The following is a 22,040-nucleotide window of genomic DNA, read 5'->3' as shown; positions in this document are numbered from 1 at the left end:
GGTGATCGACGCGTGTTCCGTCGGAACATGCACACGCACACGATGCGGGTGCATGCTGCGACGTTCCACGAGGTGATCGACGCGCGTTCTGTCGGAACATGCACACCTACCGAGGGCGCGCCGTGCAGTGCGACATCCTCGACGTCGTACGACATCGAGGACGACGCAACCGCGCGCCCGCAACAGTTGCACGCGCGCGGAAACGACAAGGTCGACGTCGTGCGACGTCGACCTTGTCGTTCCGAGTCGGCAGGGCCGACCTGCGCCCGCGCCTGCGTCTACTCGGCCGAGTGCCGCCCGTGCGGGTGCGCGTCGTCCGCGTCGTCCAGCCGGGAGGCGCGACTCGCCTCCGCAGCGTCGTCCCCGGTCGCAGGGGCGCCGGCGTCCACCACCGGGGCAGCGTGCGCAGCCCGGGTCCGGATGGCACCGGTCGTCGTCGGGGGCTCGTCGACCGGCGCAGCCGCCGAGTGGGCGCCGTGCGTCGTGGCGTCGGGCAGCGGCGCGCGGGTGCCGTCCGTGGCGACGTCGTTCGGCGGCACGTCGTTCGGCAGCACGTCGTTCGGCAGCACCGACACGTCTGACGATCCGGCCGCGCGTGCTGACCGGGGCTGGGCGGGCACGTCGGGCGAGGTCGGCACCGAGTCCGACGACGCGATCGCAGCCGAACCCGATCCGGCGCCGGCCGCACCGGCTGCCGCAGCGTCGGCGTCAGCGGTCCGTGCGGCGTCCGCCTGCTCCTGCAGCGCCGACGTCTTGCGCAGCGGCGGCACCCGGAAGAACCAGGTGAGCACGAATGCGAGCAGGATCACCGCGAGACCGACGTAGTACACGCGGACGGCCGAGTCGCTGAAGCCGACCAGGAACGGACGGGTGAGTCGCTTGTCCGCGCCGTTCAGGAACGAGGTGTCACTCGTCGCCGCGGAACCGGACGAACTCGCACTCGAGTCGCCGCTCTTCAGCTGCTTGATGAGCGTCGGGGCCACCTGGTCCACGACGTTCTCGCGTTGTGCCTTGTCCGAGTAGTCGACCTGCAGGGTGCCGTCGACGACGGTCGCGTTGGCCTTGGCCGCAGCCGTCTCGAGGGCCTGCTGCTCCGCGGCCGGCTTGGCGTCGTCGACCTGCTGGGCGATGACGGTGTCGGCTGCGGCAGCGGGGAGCTTGCCGGCCGCGACCTGCTGCTGCACGGCGGCCGTGACCTGCTTCGTGACGGCGGCGTCGGCGGCTTCCTTGGCCTGCACGGCGCCCTCGTTCAGGCCGTCCTGCACGTTCTTCTGCACGGGATCGACGATCTTCGTCCAGATCTGGTCCATCACGCCCTTGTTCTCGGAGGCGTTCGCGACCGAGGGGGTGAGTGCGGCGTTGAGGGCGCTCTTCAAGTCGGGCTCGTTCTGCATCGCCGCGGTGATGTTCGTCGGCATCAGGGTGAACAGGACGGACAGCAGCACGGCGGTGCCCATGGTTCCGCCGATCTGCCGGAAGAACGTCGCGGCGCTGGTGGCGACGCCGATGTCGCGAGGGGACACCGAGTTCTGCGCCGCGAGGGTCAGCGTCTGCATGAGCTGCCCGAGCCCGAGGCCGATGCCGAACATGCCGAGCATCAGGAACCAGAGGGGGCGGTCGGCGGTCAGGAAGGTCAGGACTGTGAAGCCGATGGCCGTGAACGCCGTGCCCGTGATCGGGAAGACCTGGTAGTTGCCGGTCCGCGAGATGATCTGGCCCGAGGCGATCGACGAGATCATCAGACCGAGCACCATCGGGAGCATCGCGAACCCGGACTCGGTCGGGGTGACGCCCTTCACGATCTGCAGGTACAGCGGGATGGTCAGCATCGCGCCGAACATGCCGAAGCCGACGAGCACGGACAGGATCGCGGACATCGAGAACACCCGCGAGCCGAACAGCTTCATCGGCAGGATCGCGTCGCTGCCCATCGCCCGTTCGACGATGATGAACGCGATCAGACCGGCTGCACCGATGCCGTAGCAGGCGAAGGCGCCGGGGGAGCTCCAGCCCCACTCGCGACCCTGTTCGGCGATGAGCAGCAACGGCACGAGGGTGACGATGACGAGCGTCGCACCCCACCAGTCGATCCGGGGCTTGCCACGGTCACCGAACTTCGGCAGGTGCAGGAACGTCAGCACCATGAACAGCGCGATGACGCCGATCGGCACGTTGATCAGGAACACCCAGCGCCAGCCGGAGATGAACAGCAGCTCGCTCGCACCGGCGAAGACGCCACCGACGAGCGGACCGATCACGGACGAGATGCCGAAGACGGCCAGGAAGTAGCCCTGGTACTTCGCCCGCTCGCGGGGCGCGAGCATGTCGCCCATGATCGCCAGCGGCAGGGACATCAGGCCACCGGCACCGAGACCCTGCAGCGCACGGAACCCGGCGAGCATGAGCATCGAGGTCGAGAACGACGCCGCGAACGAGCCGACGATGAAGATGCCGATCGCCGTGATGAACAGCGGCCGCCGACCGAAGATGTCGGAGAGCTTGCCGTAGATCGGCGTCGTCACGGTCGAGGCGATCAGGTACCCGGTGGTGACCCACGCCTGCTGGTCGAGGCCGTGCAGGTCGTCACCGATGGTGCGGATCGCGGTGCCGACGATCGTCTGGTCGAGGGCTCCGAGGAACATCCCGGCCATCAGGCCGTAGATCACCAACAGGATCTGTCGGTGGTTCATCACGACGTTGGACGCCGTGGTGGGGGCCGCGGGTGCGGTCGCCGTCTGGGTCATGAGCAGGGTCTCCCGGTACCGATGCGCTGGCGAAACGATTTTTGCGCTGCCTGCAAAGTTACATCTGCCGCAAGTGCTCGGTTGCTCAGGAGCGGCTTCCTGTGTGGATCGGCAGTCACGGTACGCCCGGATCGCGGGCTCGGTGACGGTCCCGGTCCACGGCCAGGAGGCCCGGCTCGGCCCCGTCAGACCGCTGCGGTCTCCACGATCCGGGTCACACCCCGTGCCGTCAGCGCCGCGGGGTCGGCTGCGGTCCGGCTCGTCACGACGGTCACGGCCTCGCCGGCGGCGCGCAGGCGGTGCCAGCGCTCGAAGACGGGGCCGCCCGGTGCCAGGTCCGCCCGACGGATCGGCAGGTCGGCCTCGTCGACGTCGACCACGACGGCACTCGTCCGCGGGGTCGGGATCGGGGCGGAGCGCCGTGCGTCGGCGACGACCTCGGCGTAGCGCCGGCCGAGTGGCTTCACGCGGTTGTCGACGTCGAGCAGGCCGAGCGAGTACTCCAGGTCCTTGAAGTCGCCCAGGTCGCGGGAGACGTCGTGGGAGCACCACCACGTGACCGCGTGCAGGCGTTCGGTGGTGAGGGCCGCGCCGACCGTGCGCTCGAGGAACTCGGGCATCTCGGACTCGGCGAGGTGCCGGTCGGGCGCCCCGACTTCCTGCAGCCAGACGGGTCGCTCGAGGTCGGTGGCGAAGGCGCGGGCGAGCTCGATCATCCACTCGGCGTGCCGGACGGATTCGTCGGAGAGTGCGCCGTACCGACCGGCCACCCCGTTGAAGATCCAGGAGTGCACGGTCGTGACGTCTCCGAGCCGGCTGGCGTGCGCCGGCACGAACGGGTGGCTGTCGCGGTACCAGAGGTGGTCGTTCTCGGAGTGCGTGACGACGTGCCGCGGGTCCTTGTCGCGGGGTGCGCCGAGCAGGGACTCGAGCCAGTGCGTCACCTGCGCGGTGTCGGCGGGCATCGCGGCGGGGTTCGGCGGCTGGAACTGGTTGAGCTCGTTGCCCAGGGTCAGCCCGGTGAAGTTCGGGCGGTCGCGCACCGCGTCGTACACGGCGGCGACCAGGGCGGCCTGCGCGTCGATCGCCGGCTGGTCGGTGAACATGTTGCCGTCGTGCCAGTTCACGAGCCACGCGGGAACGAAGTCGAAGCCGGACATGTGCCCCTGGACGACGTCGACACTGGCGTCCAGCCCGAACTCGGCGGCGATGTCGACCACCAGGGCCACGTCGTCGAGGGCCCGTCGGCGGATGAGCGTGCGGTTCGGCTGCAGGGTCGGCCACAGCGGGAACAGCCGGACGTGGTCGAGGCCGAGGGTGGCGATCGCCTCGAGGTCGCGGCGGATCGCTGATTCCTCCACCGACTGCCACTGGAACATCCAGTCGGTCGAGGGCACGTAGTTCACGCCGAAGCGCGTGGCGGTGGTCATCGGTCTCCTTCGGTCAGGGAACGGTGGCGGCGGCTGGGGCGGGGCCGGTCGAGCCGCGGACGTGCAGGGCGCGCCCACCGACCTCGGCATCGGTGACCTCGTCGCCGCGGACGAGTCGTTCGACCAGGGCGACGGCGGTGCGGGCGGACTCCTCGACGGGGGCGTCGAGGGCGGTCAGCGACGGGCGCACGATCGACGAGACCCACGAGTCCTCCCACGCGACGACGGACAGGTCCTCGGGCACGCGGACGCCGAGCTCGGGGGCGTGCGCGATCACCTCGGCCGCGATCGCCTCGCCGTCCAGGACGATCGCGGTGGCACGGTCGAGTCGGGCGAGCAGGTCGGCCACCGGGTCCTCGGCGTCGGCTCGCCACCCGAGCACGAGCGCGTCCACGCCCCGACGTGCTGCTGCGGCGGTGAAGCGGGTGTCGCGGGCGCCGGTGTGCGCGAGTGCCGGGCCGTCCCCGACGCGGGCGATCCGGCGGTGCCCGAGCGAACCGAGGTGGTCGAGCAAGGACTCGGTCGCGTCGGCGTCGCCCACCGTGACCGCCGGGACGGTGCTGCCGGGGATCGGTGCGCCGAGCATGACGGCCGGGGCCGCCAGGTGCTGCAGCATCGGGATGCGGGGGTCGTCGGTGCGGACGTCGACGAGCAGGAAGCCGTCGACCCGCTGCTCGGTCCACCACTGCCGGTAGACGGCGGCTTCGTCGTCGGCCTGCACGAGGGTGACGGACAGCGACCAGCCGATCGCGGCGAGGGGTTCGGTCAGCCCAGCGATCAGCCGCATGGTGAACGGGTCGCGCTGGAAGGTGTCGCGCGAGCGGGCGAGGACCAGCCCCAGACTGCGACCCGCGTTGCCGGAGAGCTTGCGGCTCGCCAGGTTCGGCCGCCAGTTCAGGTCGTCGGCGGCCTTGCGGATGCGGGTCGCGGTGGCGGCGGACACGTTCGGCCGCCCGTTGAAGACGTGCGAGACCGCCGAGGTCGAGACGCCGGCGCGCTTGGCGACCTGCGCGATGGTCACGCGGCGTCGGTCGACGGCTCCGGCGGTGGTGTCGCTCATGCCGTCGAGCGTAGAGGCTTGACCACCCCGTGTAAAGCGGTATACGTTGCTCGTCACCTGAAGTACACCGCTGTACCAAATGCATCGCGATCGCTCCACCATCCACTGCCAGGGAGGCACCGTGACGGACGGCATCAGTAGGCGCACCCTCATCGGAGCCGGGCTCGGCGCCGGCATCCTCGCGCCGATCCTGGCCGGGTGCAGCGCCCTCACCCCGGCCTCGAGCGGCCCCGGCACGCTGAGCGTGCACACCCAGCTCAGCGGCGCGGTCGCCGGCGCGCAGACGTTCACGGACGTCGTCGCCGCCTACCGTCGTCGCACGGACCGCAAGGTCGCCCTGCTCTCGAACGGGTCCGACCTGCCGATCGTCTTCGAGACGAGTTCCCTCGCCGGCAAGGAAGCCGACGTCGCGATCGTGAACATGGTCGGGCGGACGTTGTCCTGGACGGGTGAGGACGCCACGATCGACGTCTCCCGCTACCTCGACGAGTGGGGCCTGCGCGACAAGATCATCCCCGAGGCGCTCGAGGAGTGGACCGACGACCAGGGCCGGCTCCGGGCGTTCCCGTTCACCCGGACGAACTGGCCGGTGTCGTTCAACACGGCGCTGCTCGAACAGGCCGGTGTCAGCGAGATCCCGACGACCTCGGACGCGCTCATCGCCGCTGCCGACCGCCTGCGCTCCGCCGGCATCGGGCCGGTCACCGTCGGTGGGTCGGACTGGAGCGGGCAGAAGCTCCTCATGCAGGTGATCCAGGGGTTCGTGTCTCGGGACGAAGCGGCGAAGGTCTTCTCCACGGGCAGGATCTCGGAGAGCGCCGGTGCGGTCCGCGGCGTCGAGCACTTCGTCGAGCTCCGGGACGCCGGGGTCTTCGTGGACTCGGTGCAGGGCTTCACGTCGGACTCCGAACTGACGCAGTTCACCACCCGCAAGGCCGCGATCGTCCCCGCGATGTCCTCCGCCCTGGCACTGGTGTCGAAGGAACGCGCGAAGGAGGTGACGGTGGGTGGCTGGCCGGTCCCCTCGCAGCACGCCGCCATCGCGCACCCGAGCGTCATCAAGAGCTACAACGGGCACGGCATCTGGATCAGCGAGAACGGCCGGGCGAAGCTCGACCTCATCAAGCCGTTCGTGCAGTACCTGTACTCGTCGGCCGTGACGACCGAGTTCGTCCTCGACTCCGGCCGTGACATGAGCCGGATCACCGACACCGTCAGCCGCGACTTCCCGCTCGTCGCCCAGGCGTCGAAGCTCACCGACGACCAGGTCACCCCGGTGATGCTGCCCGACCTGCTCGTGCCCGACTCGGCGTACGAGCCGATGATCCGCGCGACCAGCCTGGCGTACGGCTCGGGAACCTCGGCCGACCGCATCATCGACCTCTTCGAGCGCGCCTACACGGCCGCCTGACCCACCCGACCCTGCGAGAAGGAGCTCCCCATGGCAGTGCTCGTCGAGGAACCACCCGTCCGGTCGGCGTCGACCCCGTCCGGGCCCGCCCGCCGCGGATCCCGCGCCGTCGGCAGCAGCCGCGGCAGCTTCCCGACCTTCGCGATCCCGGCGCTGGTCTGGTACGGCCTGTTCATGATCGGGCCGGTCGTCGCGATGATCGTGATCGCCTTCCTGAGTTGGCCCGGCATGCTCGTCTCGCCGACGTTCGCGGGGCTCGACAACTTCCGGGTGCTGTTCTCCGACGAGACGTTCTGGGCCGCGGTCCGGAACAGCACGGTGCAGATCGTGGTGGGGCTGCCGATCATGATCGTGCTGGCGTTCCTGCTCGCCTTCCACGTCGTGCAGAAGCCGCGCGGGCACAAGGTGCTCCGCTACCTGCTCTTCATCCCGGCGCTCATCTCGGCACCGGCCACGGCGATGATGTTCTACGCGATGCTCAACCCCGACGGTCTGGTCAACGGGGTGCTCGCGACGCTCGGCATCGGCGGCAAGGCCTGGCTGGCCGACCCCGCGACCGCCCTCGGCGCACTCATCGTCGTCGACCTGTGGGCCGGCATCGGGTACTCGGCGGTGCTCATCGCGAGCCGGCTCGACGGCGTCGACACCGAGGTCGTGCAGGCCGCGCGCATGGACGGCGCCGGATCGTGGCGGCTGGCATGGGGTGTGTACTGGCCGATCGCCCGCGACTTCATCGGGGTCGTGGCGATGCTGCAGTTCCTGTCGATGCTCTTCAGCTCGGCGCAGAACGTGCTCCTGCTGACCCAGGGCGGCCCGGGCACCGCGACCACGACGCTGTCGTACCTCGTGTACCAGAAGGCGTTCGTCGACACCGACCTCGGCTACAGCCAGGCCGTCGGCGTCGTCCTGTTCGTGCTCGGACTCGCCGGGATGTTCGTCATCCGCCGCGTCCTGCGCAAGACCCACTGACCGCCCGCCCCTGACCGACAGACCCCGGGAGACCACCATGGCGAAACCCACCGCCGGCATCCGGCTGCGTGACCGGATCGGCTCTATCACGAGCGGCACCGTGGCGTGGATCTACGCCGCCCTGCTGATCCTGCCCTTCTACTACTTCGTGGTGTCGTCGTTCAAGGACAACGACGGCATCTTCGAGTCCCCGTTGGCGCTGCCCGCGTCGTGGGACCTGTCGAACTTCACCGAGGCGATCCGCCAGGCTTCGCTCGGACCGGCCATCGCGAACTCGGCGATCACGACGGTGGCGGCCCTCGTGCTGACCCTCGTCCTCGCGCTGCCGGCGTCGTTCGCCCTCGCCCGGGCCACCGGCCGCGCCGGACGGATCGTCGAGGGACTGTTCTCGCTCGGGTTCCTCATCCCGTCGTTCGCGGCGCTGTTCCCGACGTTCCTGCTCGCCGCCGGGATGGGGCTGTTCCACACCCGGACGTTCCTCGTGCTCCTGCTGCCGGCGACCGCGATGCCCCTGGCCGTCGTGATCCTGACGCAGTTCATGCGGACGATCCCGCGCGAGCTGGAAGAGGCGGCGTCGATGGACGGCGCCTCGGCGTGGCAGGTGATGCGCCAGGTGTACCTGCCGATCTGCATCCCGGGCATCGCCACGGTGCTGCTGCTGAACTTCCTGTCGTTCTGGAACGAGTACCTGTACGCCCTGGTGCTCATCGGGCCGGACACCGCGCAGCGGACGATCCAGGTGGCGCTCCCGACGCTGAAGGTCGACGCCGGCACCGACTACGGGATGCTCATGGCCGGCACGCTGTTCACACTGTTGCCGGTGTACCTCGTGTACTCGATCCTGCAGCGCCAGATGCAGCGTGCCCTGGTCTCCGGAGCGATCAAGGGATGAGCGAGCACCCGACCGAGCACCCAACCGAGCACTCGACCGGGCGCCAGACCGCGACCAGCCTCGACGTCCGCGCCCGCATCGGCCAGCTCAACCAGCGCCTGAAGGGCTGGGAGGCCATCCGCTGGGTCGACGGTCGCCCGCGGATCACCGACGTCCTGCGCGCCGAGGTCGACCGGTGGGGCGGCATCGGCGCGGTCTACGGCGTGCTCCGCGCCGACCCCTGGTCCGGTGTGCACTGGGGCAACGGCATCCCACCCGAACGCTCCGCCGAGGCCTACGCCGCCGTGCAGGACCACGTCGTCGCACACAGTGACGGCGGCGTCCCCACGCTCTTCGTGGAAGAGGTCCCGCACGGGCTGCAGGCCCTCGGCGGCACGACGGTGCCGGTGAACCTCGCGCTCGGCACCGCGATGGACGAGCAGCTCGTCGAAGACCTCGCGGCCGCTGTCGCCGCCGAGGTCAGCGCCCGCGGCACCCACGTCGCCCTCGTCTCCGGGCTCGACGTCCTGCGCGACCCCCGGTGGGGCCGGAGCGAGGAGTGCTGGTCCGAGGACGCCGGGCTCGCCGCGATCATGGTCGCGGCCACCGTCCGGGGCATGCAGGGCGGCGGTCCGGGTCCGATCGACGACCGGCACGTCGCGGTCGTCGCGAAGCACCTGGCCGGGCAGGGTGCCGGCATCGGTGGGCGGAACGGTTCCGGTGCCCCGATCGGCCGCCGCGAGCTCGCCGAGGTGCACCTGCCGCCGGCCCTCGCCGCGGCACGCGAACACGTCGCCGGGTTCATGGCGGCGTACAACGACGTCGACGGGGTGCCGTGCTGCGGCAACCGCGACCTGCTCACCACCACGATCCGCGACGCCTGGGGCTGGGACGGGCTCGTGATGGCCGACGGCACCGCCGTCGACCGGCTGCGCGACGTCACCCCGGACCCGGCCTCGGCGGCGGCGCTCGCGCTCCGTGCCGGGGTCGACCTGAGCCTGTGGGACGAGGCCTACGCGCACCTCGACGAGGCGCTGGACCGGGGCCTGATCAGCACCGACGACCTCGACCAGGCGGTGGAGCGCGTGCTCGCCCTGAAGCGCCGCGTCGGCCTGCTCGCGACGCCGACACCGGCACCACCGACGACACCGGCACCACCGACGACACCAGCACCAGCACCAGCACCGACGCGCGCCGAGCCGCCGGAACGCGCGACCATCGCGCTCGCTGAACGCGCCGCTCACCGCGCCGTGGTCGCCCTGGGTGGTGCACTGCCCGCGATCGCACCCGACGCCGTCGTCGCCGTGGTCGGCCCGAACGCCGACGACGTCGACGCCCTGCTCGGCGACTACTCACCCCCGAGGCCGCCCGTCGACCCCGGAGCGTCCACCGTCCGCTCCGCCCTGGAGGCCCGGCTCGGCCCCGCCCGGATCCGCACCACCCGGGGCAGCGGGCTCCGACAGCCCCTGCCGGGCCCCGACGGGCTCCTCGCGGTCCGCACGGCGCTCCTCGGCGCCGACGTCGCGGTGGTGGTGCTCGGCGGCTCGAGTCGTCGCGCGTACGACGACGGCTTCGAGGACAACGGCGCCGTCAGTGGTCCGGCACCGGACACCACGAACGGCGAGGGGGTCGACCTGGCCTCGATCGCCGTGCCCGAGGCGCAGCTCGACGTGCTCCGCGCCGCCCGCGAGGGCGGTCTGCCGGTCGTCGCGGTCGTCGTCGACGGTCGACCACGGGTCCTGACCGAGGTGCTCGCCCTGGCCGACAGCGTGCTCGTCGTGCCGTTCCCGGGGCCCTCCGGCGGTCGAGCCGTCGCGGACGTGTTGTTCGGTGCCCCGGCCGAGGGGCGACTCCCCGCGACCTGGCCCGGCGCCGACGGCGTCCTGCCCGTGGCGCACGACGAGCGCCTCGAGACGGCACGGGGCTACGTCGACGTGACCAGCCGCTCGACCGTGACCGGTGCGCCCGGTCCGGGTGACGGGGTGGACGTCCGCCTGGCGGAGGGGAGCGACGCGGTGACTGCTGTGCGCCTCCTGGCCGGGGGGACGGTGACCGTGCCGGTGACGGTGCGCAACACGTCGGACGCACTCCGTCGGGTCTCGGTGCCCCTGTGGGGGCGGCGGCGTGAACCCGGTGTCCGTCCGCGGCGACGACGACTACTCGCCCTGGTGACGGTCGACGTGCCCGCCGGTGGGACCGTCGACACCGCGTACGCGCTCGGACTCGATGCGCTCGGCACGTGGGACGCTGGTCTCCGGCTCGGTGCACGGCCGCTCGAACTCGACTGCTGGACGGACGACGTGCTCGATCCACCCGGGTCGACGCGGACCGTCCGCGTCACCGACGGACAGGAGTCAGTGCGATGGGTGTCGTGACGCAGACGCAGCTCGAGGAGATCACGCCGACGCTGGTGGCGGCCGCCGACCGGGTCCGGGCCGCGGTCGGCACCGAGGTCGGCGACCGCGTGGAGCGCGCGCTGGTCCGCACGCTGCGGGACACGATCTCGATCGACGACGACGGCGCCTTCGTGATCACGGGGGACATCCCGGCGATGTGGCTCCGCGACTCGACGACGCAGATGACGCCGTACCTGCGGTTCGTGGCGGACGACCCGGCGCTCGCGGAGCTGCTCTGGGCGGTGGTGCGGCGGCAGTTCCGGCTGATCGAGCACGACCCGTACGCGAACTCGTTCAACCGCGAACCGAACGGCGCGCACTACGACCCCGACGACCTGAACGCCGACCCGCTGGTGTGGGAGCAGAAGTACGAGGTCGACAGCCTGGCCTACCCGGTGACCTTCGCGCACGCGCTGTGGCGGGCGACCGGGTCGACCGCGGTGCTCGACGAGCGGGCCCACCGGGTGTTCCGCACGATCGTCACGCAGTGGCGGGCCGAACAGGACCACGAGGCCTCGGCCTACCGGTTCGTCCGCGACGGGGCGATCCCGACCGAGACCCTCGCGCGCGACGGCCGCGGCACCCCGATCGCGGTGACGGGCATGACGTGGTGCGGGTTCCGCCCGTCGGACGACGCCTGCACGTACGGCTACAACGTGCCGGCGAACCTGTTCGCCGCCGAGGCGCTGCTCGCCGTCGCCGCCATCGCCAGGGACGTCTGGTCCGACACCGGCCTGGCGGACGACGCCGACGTGCTGCGCGCGAGCATCCAGGACGGCGTCCGGCAGCACGGCGTCGTGCCCGGGCCGGCGGGCGAGGACGTCTACGCCTACGAGGTCGACGGGCTGGGCGGCGTGCTGCTCATGGACGACGCGAACACCCCGTCGCTGCTGTCCCTGCCGTTGTCGGCGCCGTCGGTGCTCGACGACTCGGTGTGGGCGGCGACGCGGGACTTCGTGCTGTCACCGGCCAACCCGTACTGGTTCAGCGGCACCGCGGCGGCCGGCGTCGGCAGCCCGCACACGGTGCCGCAGCGGGTGTGGCCGATCGCCCTGGCGGTCGAGGGGCTCGTGTCCGGGTCGCCGGCGCGTCGCCGGGAACTGCTCGACGTGCTCGTGGCGACCGACGGCGGGACCGGCGACATGCACGAGTCGTTCGACGTCGAGGACCCGGCGCAGTTCTCGCGCCCGTGGTTCTCGTGGGCCGACGCGATGTTCTGCGAACTGGCACTGGCGGCGGCCGAGGACTGAACCTCGACCGCCGCCAGTGCGGGACCTGCGGGTGATCGACTAGGCGCCGAGTGCGGCGTCCACGATCTCCTTGGCCTCGCGCTGCACCTGCTCCAGGTGCTCCTGCCCGACGAAGCTCTCGGCGTAGATCTTGTAGACGTCCTCGGTGCCGGACGGCCGTGCGGCGAACCAGGCGTTGTCGGTGACGACCTTGACGCCGCCGACGGCCGCGTCGTTGCCGGGAGCCTTCGACAGCTTCGCGGTGATCGGGTCGCCCGCCAGGGTCTCGGCGGTGATGGCGTCGCCGTCGAGCTTCGACAGGCGGGCCTTCTGCTCCTTCGAGGCAGCGGCGTCGACGCGCTGGTAGACCGGGTCGCCGAAGCGCTCGGTCAGCTCGACGTACAGCTGCGAGGGGGTCTTGCCGGTGACGGCGACGATCTCGGACGCCAGGAGCGCCAGGATGATGCCGTCCTTGTCGGTCGTCCACGCCGTGCCGTCGGTGCGCAGGAACGACGCGCCGGCCGACTCCTCGCCACCGAACGCGACGGAACCGTCGATCAGGCCGGGCACGAACCACTTGAAGCCGACCGGGACCTCCCACAGACGGCGTCCGAGCGACTCTGCGACGCGGTCGATGATGCTCGACGACACCAGGGTCTTGCCGATGGCGGCGTCGTCGCGCCAGGCCGGACGGTGTGCGTAGAGGTACTCGATCGCGACGGCGAGGTAGTGGTTCGGGTTCATCAGGCCGCCGTCGGGCGTGACGATGCCGTGCCGGTCGGAGTCGGCGTCGTTGCCCGTCAGGACGTCGAACTCGTCCTTGTGCGCCAGGACCGAGGCCATCGCCGAGGGGCTCGACGGGTCCATCCGGATCTTGCCGTCCCAGTCGAGCGTCATGAACGACCAGGTCGGGTCGACGTCCGGGTTCACGACGGTCAGGTCGAGGCCGTAGTGGTCGCGGATGAGGTTCCAGTACGGCAGCGATGCACCACCGAGCGGGTCGGCGCCGATCTTCACCCCGGCACGCTTGATCGCGGCGATGTCGATGATGTTCTCGAGGTCGGCGACGTAGGTGTGCAGGAAGTCGTAGCGGTCGGGGGTGGCGTGCTCGGTGCGCTGCACCTCGGTGTTGCCGCCCTCGATGATCGCGTTCGCTCGGTTGGCGATCCAGCTCGTGGCGTCGCTGTCGGCGGGGCCGCCGTGCGGCGGGTTGTACTTGAAGCCGCCGTCGCGGGGCGGGTTGTGGCTCGGCGTGATGACGATGCCGTCCGCCGTGTCGGGGTTGCCGGCGCGGTTGTAGCGGATGATCGCGTGGCTGAGCGCGGGGGTCGGCACGTAGCCGTTGTCGCTGTCGGCCAGGACGTGCACGCCGTTGGCGGCCAGGACCTCGAGCGCGGTGCGCTCGGCGGGGCCGGACAGGGCGTGGGTGTCGCGCCCGATGAAGAGCGGGCCGTCGGTGCCCTGCGACTGCCGGTACTCGACGATCGCCTGCGTGATCGCGGCGATGTGGGTGTCGTTGAAGGCGGAGTCGAGCGAGGAGCCGCGGTGGCCGGAGGTGCCGAACACGACCTGCTGCTCGGCGACGGAGACATCGGGCACACGGTCGTAGTAGGCGGCGACGAGCGCGTCGATGTCGACGAGGTCGTCTGCGGTCGCGGGGGTGCCGGCGCGGTCGTTCATGGGTCCATCCTGGCATCGCGCACCCGGAGGCGTCCGGCCGGCGCACAGCCGGGGCCGCAGAGCGCGGCCGGAGCCGTGTCCGCCGACCGGGGCGACGGCACGGCTCAGGCGGTGCGGAAAGAGCCGGTCGCCGTGCGGAACGAGCCGGTGGCCGTGCGGGTGGAGGCGGTCCAGGTGGCGGGACGCGAACGCTGCGCGTCGGTGAAGCGCCCGAGGCGCCCGGTGATCGGTGCGCCCGTGTACGTGCCGACCGAGTCCGTGGTGCGGGTACCGGTGAAGGACCCGCGCTCGTCACGGTCGCGGAGTCCGGACACGAAGGTGCCGCCGAGCGGGAAGGTGCTGTTCGTCATGGGCCCGACCGTACGTGACTGTCTTGCATGATGCAAAACAACTGCACGAACGTGCGTGTTCAGGCCAGGAGCTCGCAGAAGCTCCGGCCCGCGACCGTCCAGCTCTGCCGTGCCACGAGACCGGCGTCCGCCGCGTGCCGGTGCAGCGCGTCGAGTCCGACCTCGGCCCAGGGGAACCCGGCGCTCTCGTGGCCGTCGGCGTCCATGACGCGGGCGGTGTACACGCGGTCGGCCAGCGGGTCGGGGTTCGTCTCGACGATGACCCGGCCGCCGGCGCGGACGATCTCGCCGCAGCGCTCGAGCAGTGCCGCGGGGTCGCCGCCGATGCCGATGTTGCCGTCGATGACCAGGGCGGTGTCCCAGTGCCCCTCGTCGGGGACCGCGTCGAACACCGACCCCTGGATCGCGGTGCCACCGGACCGCTGCGCGATCGCCACGGCCTCGGCGGAGACGTCCACGCCGAGTGCGGGGATGCCGCGGTTGCGGGCAGCGACGAGCATCCGCCCGGGGCCGCACCCGATGTCGATCACGGGACCGTCGGCGTCGTCGAGCAGCGAGCGGTCGACCCGGTCGGCCGCGGCGCTCCACCGGCCGACGTCCATCGTCGTGACGACGTCGGGGCGGTCCGGGTCGGTCAGACGGAGCCGTCCGTCCGAGCGCAGGGCCCGGGCGTAGGGCTCGCCGCCGCCGGCGCCGAAGGAGACGGGTGCGTGCATGGTCATCGGAGACTCCCCGCGGTCTCGGCACGGAGTGCCTGGGTGAAGCCGGAGTCCGGCGCGAGTTCGGCGACGCGTTCGGCGTCGGGCATCGTGTCGACGTCGAGCAGTTCGCCGAGGATCCCGACGTCGAGGCCGGCGTCGGTCAGGCGGGCGAGCTGGACGGCGCCGGTGTCGTCCTGCGACATCGGGACGCCGCGCAGCAGGTCGCCGGTCGGGGCCTGCAGGTACAGCGACCAGAAGCCGCCGTCCTCTGCGGGACCGAACCACGCGTCGCGCTCGGGCTGGTCGAACACCGGGGCGAGCGCGTCGGTGGACACCTGCGGGGTGTCCATCCCGACGAGCAGCAACGGGCCGTCGATCGCGTCGAACAGGAACCCGAGGCGCTCGTCCAGCCCGCCGCCCGGCTGGTGGAGGACGTCGAAGCCGTCGGCCGACTCCGGGACGACGTCACCATCGAAGAACAGCACGCGGCGCTCGGCGGCCAGGGCGCGGACGGTCGACAGGGTGTCGGCGAGGCTCGCGGACGCCACACGGGCGGCACCCTCGGGGGAGAGCGCCGGGGTCAGCCGGGTCTTCACCTTGCCGGGCAGGCACTCCTTCGCGACCACGGCCACGGTGATTTCGGCGGTCATGCGCGCGTCCCCTCGACCGAGGCGGTGACGGGGGCGGAGTCGGCCCGTGCCGCGGCACCGGCCGCGGCGGTGGAGCCGGCCACGTGGCGGACGGGCGCCGGTGCGACGACCCGGACACGGGCCTCCCGGCGGTACGCGCGCAGCAGGCGGGTCATGTCGCGGACCGCGTTGACCGTGCCACGGAGCGTCCCGGTCACCTTGCTGTCGCCGATGCGCTGCGCGTAGCCGATGTCGGACTCGTCGACGCGCCAGCCCGCCGCGTGCGCGGCCAGGACCATCTCGAGCGGGTAGCCGCTACGGCGGTCCTGCAGGTCCAGGGCGACGAGGTCCTCGCGGCGCATGACGCGCATCGGGCCGAGGTCGCGCAGGCGGTAGCCGGTCGCGCGGTGCATGAGGACGGCGAGGACGCGGTTCGCGAACCGCGCGTGCGGCGCCCAGGCGCCCTTGCTCGTCGGGACACGTCGTCCGAGCGCCAGGTCGACGCGGCCGCTCGCGACGCGGTCGACGAGCGGCGGCAGCTCTGCGGGGTCCATCGAGGCGTCCGCGTCGCAGAAGGCGACGAAGTCGGCGGTGGCGGCCGCGACGCCCGCAGCGCAGGCGGAGCCGAAGCCCTTCACCGGTTCCGTGACGACGACGGCGCCGTGCGCGCGGGCGACGTCGGCGGAACCGTCGGTCGATCCGTTGTCCACCACGATCGCGCGGTAGCCCTCCGGCAGGCGAGCGATCACCTTCGGCAGGGCATCGGCCTCGTCGAGGCACGGGAGGATGACGTCGACACTCATGTCCGTCATTCGGTGCCGGTCGTCAGATCGACGGGTCTGTCCTGTCATGCACTCGACGTAACACGACGACGCGCGCCGGGGTACAGGAAAGGTGTACCCGCTGGTCAGTCAACGCACTGTTTCCGGGCGGGCGTCCCCAGAACGGGGGACAAGCGGACGGGAGGCCCGTGGCGGGCGTTCTGGTCGGGTCGCGTCCGACGCGCGGTCGCGCTGGGCGCGGTGCGCGCGGTTCGTGAGCAAGATGGTCGGGCCGCGTCCGGCGACCCGACCATTCCTGCTCACGAAGTGGGTCTACTGGACGGCACTCCGGAGGGGAGCGGTCGCGAAGTCGCGCATGCCGGCCCCGAAGTCGACCTCGGCGCGCCAGCCGAGCTCGGCGGCGATGCGGTCCGAGCTCGCCGTGACGTGGCGCACGTCGCCCAGGCGGTACTCGCCCGTGACGACCGGCTGGGGGCCGTCGGGCCCGGCGATCGCTGCGGCCATGTCGCCGATCGTGTGCACGACGCCGGACCCCACGTTGTACGCGCGGAACGAGTCGGCGGGCTGGTCGGCGGTCGCGGCGATCGAGGCGGCGTTCGCTCCGGCGACGTCGTCGACGTGCACGAAGTCGCGGCGCTGGGCGCCGTCCTCGAAGACGCGGGGGGCCTCACCGCGGGCCAGCGCCGAGCGGAACAGTGACGCGACACCGGCGTAGGGGGTGTTCGCGGGCATGCCGGGTCCGTAGACGTTGTGGTACCGCAACGCGATCGCCCGGCCGCCCGTCGCGCGTGCCCAGCTCGAGGCCAGGTGCTCCTGCGCGACCTTCGTCTGCGCGTACACGTTGCGGGGGTCGAGCGCGGCGGACTCGTCGATCAGGCCGGGCAGCAGGGGGTGGCCGTCCGGGCCGATCGGGTCGAAGCGACCGGCGTCGAGGTCCTCGCGGCGGCGGGCCGGCGGCCGGACGGGCTCGCCGTCGGACGTCGTGTACGCACCCTCGCCGTAGACGACCATCGAGCTCGCGACGACGAGTCGGCCGATGTCGTGCCGGTCCATGCCGGCGAGGACGTAGGCCGTGCCGGCGTCGTTCGACGAGACGTAGTCGGGGGCGTCCTGGAAGTCGACGCCGAGGCCGACCTTGGCGGCCTGGTGGCAGACGACGTCGACGCCGTCGAGCGCGGCGTCGAGCGAGACCCGGTCGCGGACGTCGCCGTGCACGAACTCGATGCCCTGCTGCTGGTGGGCGCGCACGACCTCGCCGGGATCGCCGTGGACGTCGTCGCGGAGGGAGTCGAGGACGCGGACCTCGTGGCCGTCGGCCAGTGCGCGGCGGACGATCGCGGAACCGATGAAGCCGGCGCCGCCGGTGACGAGCAGGCGGGTCATGCGGTGGGGTCCGTGGTGACGGCGGGGCCCGTGCTGGCGGCGGTGGGCTGGGTCTGCACGATGCTGGCGCTGGCGCTCGCCGGGACGAGTTCGCGCGGCGTGAAGTCGGCGGGGATCGCTCCGACGATCTCGCCGATGGCGCGGACGATCACCTCGTTGGCGCGGGCGAGACGTTCCATCACGAGGGCGTGGGTGACGGGTGCGCCGGCGTCGTCGGCCGCGTCCGCGGTGGCCGCTGCGTCCGCCGTGGCCGCGTGGGCGGCCGCTGCGGCGGCTTCGTCCTCGGTCGGGGCCAGGCCGGCGTCGGCGTCGGTGACGAACGACAGGTTCACGGTGGCGATGCCGAGCTCCGCGGCGAGCGGGACCTCGGGGGTCATCGTCATGTTGATGGTGTGGCCGCCGGCCTCGCGCAGCCAGACGGACTCGGCGCGCGTCGAGAAGCGGGGCCCCTGGATGACGACGCACGTACCCGTCGGCCGGAACGGCACGTCGAGTGCTGCGATGGCGTCGACGGCCGCCCGCCGCAGCGTCGGGTCGAACGGGTCGGCGAACGACAGGTGCTGGACGTCGTCCTCGAAGAACGTGTCCGCGCGGCCGAAGGTGCGGTCGATGAGCTGGTCGGTCACGACGAAGGTGCCCGGGGCGTAGTCGGGGTGCAGGCCACCGACGGCGCTCGAGGACACGATCGCCCGGACACCCAGGGAGCGGAGCGCCCAGACGTTCGCGCGGTGGTTGATGCGGTGCGGGGCGACGGAGTGCTCACGGCCGTGCCGGGTGAGGAACGCGACCCGATGGCCGGACATCGTGCCGATGCTGATCGGGCTCGACGTCGGGCCGAACGGTGTCGGCACGTCCAGCTCCTCGGCGGTCCCCTCCTCGAACAGCTGGTAGAGGCCGGAGCCCCCGATGACACCGATCGTCACGGCTTCGTCGTTCTCCACAGGTCCTCCGAAAGGTCGTCGGCGCGGTCTGCGCGCTGGATACGCTACTGACGCCGGCCCCGGACGAACCGGGAGCGGCGACACCATCCCTGTTCGGAGGCACCTGTGCGAACGATCGGTCAGCACCGCGACGACCTGGCGGCGCTGCTCGCGCCGGTCCTGGCGGGCCTCGGGGCTGCATCGTGGCGGATCGACGACCTGGCCGTCGACGGCCGTGCCGGGCACGGGCACCGCGTGCTCGCTGCGCCCGTCGCCGCTCCGGTCCCGTTGCCGCCCTTCGACAACAGCCAGATGGACGGCTTCGCGGTCCGGGTGGCCGATGCCGGGCAGGACGTCCGGGTGGTCGCGCCGATCCCCGCCGGCGTGGTGCCCGCGCCGCTCTCCGCCGGCACCGCTGCACCGATCATGACCGGCGCGCGGATCCCGGACGGCGCAGATGCGGTCTTCCCGGTGGAGTCGACGTCGCCGGGGTCCTTCCCGGCGGCGCTCGACCTGGGGCACGTCACGGTGCCGTCCGACCTCGCGCCGGGCACCTTCGTCCGTGGGACCGGCAGCGACCTGGCCCTCGGTGCGTCCATCGCGCCGACCGGTGCGCCGATCACCCCAGCCCTGCTCGGTGCGCTCGCGTCCGCCGGAGTGTCCACCGTGCAGGTTCGTCGACCACTGCGGGTCCTCGTGGTCTCGACGGGATCCGAGCTGCAGGGCGCGGACACGGCCGCAGCGACGATCGGAGACGCGAACGGCATCGCGCTGCAGGCGGCGCTCGCCGAGGTCGGTGCTTCGTCCCGCAGGGTCCGGGTCCCCGACGACGTGGAAGCGTTCGTCTCCGAGCTCGACGACGTGGGGGATTGGGCCGACCTCGTGCTCACCACCGGGGGCATCAGTGCGGGCGCGTACGAGGTCGTGCGGCAGGCACTCGAACCCCGCGGCCTCGCCGTGACCCCGGTCGCGATGCAGCCCGGCGGGCCGCAGGCGTTCGGCAGTGTCGTGCTCGCCGGTCGACCGGTACCCGTCGTGTCGTTCCCCGGCAACCCCGTCTCCGCGCTCGTCTCGTTCGAGGTGTTCCTCCGTCCGCTGCTCGCGCCCCTCGTCGGGCTGCCGGCCGACCGCCCCGAGCTGCACCTGCCCGCTGCTTCGGCTGCGCAGTCACCGGGTGGCAAGCACCAGGTGCGGCGTGGCCGGGTGGACGACGGGGCCGTCCACTTCGTGGGCGGACCGAGTTCCCACCTGCTCGCGCACTACGCCGCCGCCACGCACCTCGTCCACGTCCCGGTGGGGGTCGACGCCGTCGAACCCGGTGACGTCCTGACCGTCTGGAGTCTCCGATGACCGAACCCGCCGCCACGTCCGATCAGTCGGGTCCGTCCGAGCAGGTCGATCCGTCCGACGCGGCCGAGCTGTCGCACGTGCGCGCCGACGGGTCCGCGCACATGGTGGACGTGTCCGCGAAGGACGTCACCGACCGCTCGGCGACCGCCACCGCCACGCTCGTCACCCGGCCCGACGTCGTGGCCCGCATCCTCGACGGCTCCCTGCCGAAGGGCGAGGTCATCGGCACCGCCCGCATCGCCGCGATCATGGCGGTGAAGAAGACCTCCGACCTCATCCCGCTCTGCCACCCGCTGCCCATCGCCGGGGTGCAGATCGACATCACCGGTGCCGACGACCGCGTGTTGATCGAGGTCTCGGTCCGCACGACCTCGCGCACCGGCGTCGAGATGGAAGCGCTGACCGGCGCGAGCGTCGCCGCGCTGACCGTGTACGACATGGTGAAGGCCGTCGACCGGGCGGCCTCGATCACGGACATCCGTGTGCTCGAGAAGCACGGTGGTCGGTCCGGAGACTGGAGCAATCGATGACCTCGCAGCCGACCAGGGGCCGTGCCGCTGTCGTGGTGGTGTCCACGCAGGCTGCCGCCGATCCCGCACTCGACCGCACCGGGCCCGTCATCGCAGGGTGGCTGCGCGAGCGGGACTTCACCGTCGCCGAGCCCGTGATCGTCCCCGACGGCGGGGCGATCACCGAGACCGTGACCGCCGAACTGCTGGCCGGGGCCCGGATCGTCATCACGACCGGGGGCACCGGCGTCACCCCGACCGACCGGACGCCCGAGGCCGTCGCGCCGCTCATCGACCTGGAGCTGCCCGGTGTCCTCGAAGAGGTCCGTCGTCGCGGGCTCGCGGGGGCCGGGCCGACCGCCCTGCTGAGCCGCGGCATCGCCGGCATCAGCACCGGCGGAACCCTGATCGTCACGCTGCCCGGGTCGCGCGGCGGGGTGGCGGACGGACTGGCCGTGCTCGACGGGCTGGTCGATCACGTGCTCGCGCAGGTGCACGGCGAGGGCCACGCGCCGCGGAGTGCGTCATGACCGCTGCGCCGGCCCCGTCCCCGGCACCGGACGCGCGCGTCGTCCTCGCCGACGTCGTCGACCGGGGGATCACCGTCGACGAGGTCTCCGCCGTCGTCGCCACCGACCGGGACGGCGCCGTCGTCACCTTCGCCGGCATCGTCCGCGACCACGACGGTGGCAAGGGCGTCACCGCGCTCGACTACGAGCGGCACCCCAGCGCCGGCGATGTCATCGCCGAGGTCGCCCGCGCTGTCGCCGATGCGCACCCCGACGTCCGGATCGCCGTGCTGCACCGCGTCGGGGCGCTCGGCATCGGGGACGTCGCGCTCGCCGCAGCGGTGGCGTCGTCGCACCGGGCGCAGGCGTTCGCGGCGTGCGGCGAGCTCGTCGACCTGGTGAAGGAGCGTGTGCCGATCTGGAAGCACCAGCGGTTCACGGACGGGTCCGACGAGTGGGTCGCGGCGTTGTAGGACGCCGACCCTGTGCGACTTCGCAACTGCGACGCTCGTTCGGGGCATGGTGAGACTCCAAGCGGATCCATAGAATCGCGAACATGAGCGTTCTGCTGCCCGGGATCACCGTCATCCTGCTGGTCTTCGCCCTGATCGACATCCTGACGAAGAACGACGACCAGATCCGCGGACTCCCGAAGATCGCGTGGGTGATCCTCGTGATCCTGGTCCCCGTCGTCGGCAGCATCGTCTGGTTCGCCATCGGCCACGACTGGGCCCCGGGTGAGCGGAACCACGGCCGCTACATCGAACCCGCCCGTCACGAGGACCGGTACGCCACCCTCGGTGATGCCCGGAGCGCCCACGGCGCCAAGCGCGTCAGCGGCACGGAGCAGGAGCTCGCCGAACTCGAGCGCGAGATCGAGTACTGGGAGGCGCAGGCTCGCCTGAAGCGCGCGAAGGAAGCCGCCGGCGAGGGCGACGCCGCTCCCGCGAGCTGACGTACCCGACTGCCGGAGCCGAACCGGCCCCGGTGAGCTGACCCGCGCCTCCAGGCCGACGCGCCGTCGCACCGACGCGACGGGCGCACCGTGCGCGGTCGGTCGGTCGGTGCGAGGTTGTGCGCTCCGTGCGCCGCTACAACCTCGCACCGAGCGGTCAAC

At 72.0% G+C, this 22,040-nt stretch carries 20 protein-coding genes; 10 read left to right on the top strand and 10 right to left on the bottom strand.

What is annotated here, in order from left to right:
• Positions 1 to 278 precede the first annotated feature (278 nt).
• The 3 genes from OGL88_RS12705 to OGL88_RS12695 form a co-directional block, all read right to left on the bottom strand.
• On the bottom strand, positions 279 to 2,744 hold the full coding sequence (locus OGL88_RS12705) for an MDR family MFS transporter (RefSeq protein ID WP_374114443.1): 2,466 nt from the start codon (positions 2,742 to 2,744) through the stop codon (positions 279 to 281).
• 185 nt (positions 2,745 to 2,929) lie between these two features.
• Positions 2,930 to 4,174 (bottom strand): glycoside hydrolase 5 family protein, encoded by a 1,245-nt coding sequence (locus tag OGL88_RS12700; protein ID WP_263091621.1) that lies wholly within the window; start codon positions 4,172 to 4,174, stop codon positions 2,930 to 2,932.
• 13 nt (positions 4,175 to 4,187) lie between these two features.
• Positions 4,188 to 5,234: a LacI family DNA-binding transcriptional regulator gene (locus OGL88_RS12695; RefSeq protein WP_263091620.1), complete on the bottom strand. Its 1,047-nt coding sequence runs from the start codon at positions 5,232 to 5,234 to the stop codon at positions 4,188 to 4,190.
• Between the two features lie 121 nt (positions 5,235 to 5,355).
• Here OGL88_RS12695 and OGL88_RS12690 point away from each other — a divergent pair, with 121 nt between their 5' ends.
• Genes OGL88_RS12690 through OGL88_RS12670 form a run of 5 tightly spaced genes read left to right on the top strand, consistent with a single transcriptional unit; the run spans position 5,356 to position 12,131 of the window.
• The gene (locus OGL88_RS12690; RefSeq protein WP_263091619.1) at positions 5,356 to 6,645 is read left to right on the top strand and encodes an ABC transporter substrate-binding protein; all 1,290 of its coding nucleotides are present in this window, start codon (positions 5,356 to 5,358) and stop codon (positions 6,643 to 6,645) included.
• Positions 6,646 to 6,675: 30 nt separating this feature from the next.
• Positions 6,676 to 7,614 carry a carbohydrate ABC transporter permease gene (locus OGL88_RS12685; protein ID WP_263091618.1) on the top strand — a complete coding sequence of 313 codons (939 nt, stop codon included), beginning with the start codon at positions 6,676 to 6,678 and terminating at the stop codon, positions 7,612 to 7,614.
• 37 nt (positions 7,615 to 7,651) lie between these two features.
• Positions 7,652 to 8,506: a carbohydrate ABC transporter permease gene (locus OGL88_RS12680; protein ID WP_123293697.1), complete on the top strand. Its 855-nt coding sequence runs from the start codon at positions 7,652 to 7,654 to the stop codon at positions 8,504 to 8,506.
• Positions 8,503 to 10,860, top strand: coding sequence for a glycoside hydrolase family 3 protein (locus OGL88_RS12675; RefSeq protein WP_263091617.1), 2,358 nt, complete (start codon positions 8,503 to 8,505; stop codon positions 10,858 to 10,860). The genes OGL88_RS12680 and OGL88_RS12675 overlap by 4 nt, the downstream gene beginning before the upstream one ends.
• The gene (locus OGL88_RS12670) at positions 10,848 to 12,131 is read left to right on the top strand and encodes a glycoside hydrolase family 125 protein (protein ID WP_263091616.1); all 1,284 of its coding nucleotides are present in this window, start codon (positions 10,848 to 10,850) and stop codon (positions 12,129 to 12,131) included. Before OGL88_RS12675 ends, OGL88_RS12670 begins: the two co-directional genes overlap by 13 nt.
• A 39-nt stretch (positions 12,132 to 12,170) precedes the next feature.
• Here OGL88_RS12670 and pgm read toward each other — a convergent pair whose 3' ends face one another.
• From pgm to OGL88_RS12635, 7 genes are all read right to left on the bottom strand, one after another.
• Entirely contained in the window at positions 12,171 to 13,790 is a 1,620-nt protein-coding gene (gene pgm, locus OGL88_RS12665) for a phosphoglucomutase (alpha-D-glucose-1,6-bisphosphate-dependent) (protein WP_248704703.1), read from the bottom strand.
• A gap of 104 nt (positions 13,791 to 13,894) precedes the next feature.
• Complete coding sequence (locus OGL88_RS12660; protein ID WP_205463967.1) at positions 13,895 to 14,140, bottom strand: hypothetical protein; 246 nt, start codon at positions 14,138 to 14,140, stop codon at positions 13,895 to 13,897.
• A gap of 59 nt (positions 14,141 to 14,199) precedes the next feature.
• The gene (locus tag OGL88_RS12655; protein WP_263091615.1) at positions 14,200 to 14,862 is read right to left on the bottom strand and encodes a class I SAM-dependent DNA methyltransferase; all 663 of its coding nucleotides are present in this window, start codon (positions 14,860 to 14,862) and stop codon (positions 14,200 to 14,202) included.
• Complete coding sequence (locus tag OGL88_RS12650) at positions 14,859 to 15,491, bottom strand: TIGR04282 family arsenosugar biosynthesis glycosyltransferase (protein WP_263091614.1); 633 nt, start codon at positions 15,489 to 15,491, stop codon at positions 14,859 to 14,861. The genes OGL88_RS12655 and OGL88_RS12650 overlap by 4 nt, the downstream gene beginning before the upstream one ends.
• Positions 15,488 to 16,273: a glycosyltransferase family 2 protein gene (locus OGL88_RS12645; RefSeq protein ID WP_308202625.1), complete on the bottom strand. Its 786-nt coding sequence runs from the start codon at positions 16,271 to 16,273 to the stop codon at positions 15,488 to 15,490. Before OGL88_RS12645 ends, OGL88_RS12650 begins: the two co-directional genes overlap by 4 nt.
• A 291-nt stretch (positions 16,274 to 16,564) precedes the next feature.
• A complete protein-coding gene (locus OGL88_RS12640) occupies positions 16,565 to 17,635 on the bottom strand; it encodes an NAD-dependent epimerase/dehydratase family protein (protein WP_263091611.1) in 1,071 nt (356 codons plus the stop codon).
• Positions 17,632 to 18,576 carry an MTAP family purine nucleoside phosphorylase gene (locus OGL88_RS12635; RefSeq protein WP_263091610.1) on the bottom strand — a complete coding sequence of 315 codons (945 nt, stop codon included), beginning with the start codon at positions 18,574 to 18,576 and terminating at the stop codon, positions 17,632 to 17,634. Before OGL88_RS12635 ends, OGL88_RS12640 begins: the two co-directional genes overlap by 4 nt.
• Positions 18,577 to 18,681: 105 nt before the next feature.
• Here OGL88_RS12635 and OGL88_RS12630 point away from each other — a divergent pair, with 105 nt between their 5' ends.
• The 5 genes from OGL88_RS12630 to OGL88_RS12610 all read left to right on the top strand — a co-directional run bounded on the left by OGL88_RS12630 (position 18,682) and on the right by OGL88_RS12610 (position 21,878).
• The gene (locus OGL88_RS12630; protein ID WP_263091608.1) at positions 18,682 to 19,905 is read left to right on the top strand and encodes a molybdopterin molybdotransferase MoeA; all 1,224 of its coding nucleotides are present in this window, start codon (positions 18,682 to 18,684) and stop codon (positions 19,903 to 19,905) included.
• A complete protein-coding gene (moaC, locus tag OGL88_RS12625; protein WP_374114442.1) occupies positions 19,902 to 20,435 on the top strand; it encodes a cyclic pyranopterin monophosphate synthase MoaC in 534 nt (177 codons plus the stop codon). The genes OGL88_RS12630 and moaC overlap by 4 nt, the downstream gene beginning before the upstream one ends.
• Complete coding sequence (locus OGL88_RS12620) at positions 20,432 to 20,944, top strand: MogA/MoaB family molybdenum cofactor biosynthesis protein (RefSeq protein WP_263091606.1); 513 nt, start codon at positions 20,432 to 20,434, stop codon at positions 20,942 to 20,944. The genes moaC and OGL88_RS12620 overlap by 4 nt, the downstream gene beginning before the upstream one ends.
• Entirely contained in the window at positions 20,941 to 21,396 is a 456-nt protein-coding gene (locus OGL88_RS12615; protein WP_263091605.1) for a molybdenum cofactor biosynthesis protein MoaE, read from the top strand. Before OGL88_RS12620 ends, OGL88_RS12615 begins: the two co-directional genes overlap by 4 nt.
• Positions 21,397 to 21,479: 83 nt before the next feature.
• A complete protein-coding gene (locus OGL88_RS12610; RefSeq protein WP_123310144.1) occupies positions 21,480 to 21,878 on the top strand; it encodes a PLDc N-terminal domain-containing protein in 399 nt (132 codons plus the stop codon).
• Positions 21,879 to 22,040: the final 162 nt, after the last annotated feature.

Origin of the sequence: Curtobacterium sp. RIT-PI-V, from assembly GCF_025642935.1 — a bacterium.
GTDB lineage: Bacteria > Actinomycetota > Actinomycetes > Actinomycetales > Microbacteriaceae > Curtobacterium.
This window is presented reverse-complemented; position numbering and strand designations above follow the sequence as displayed.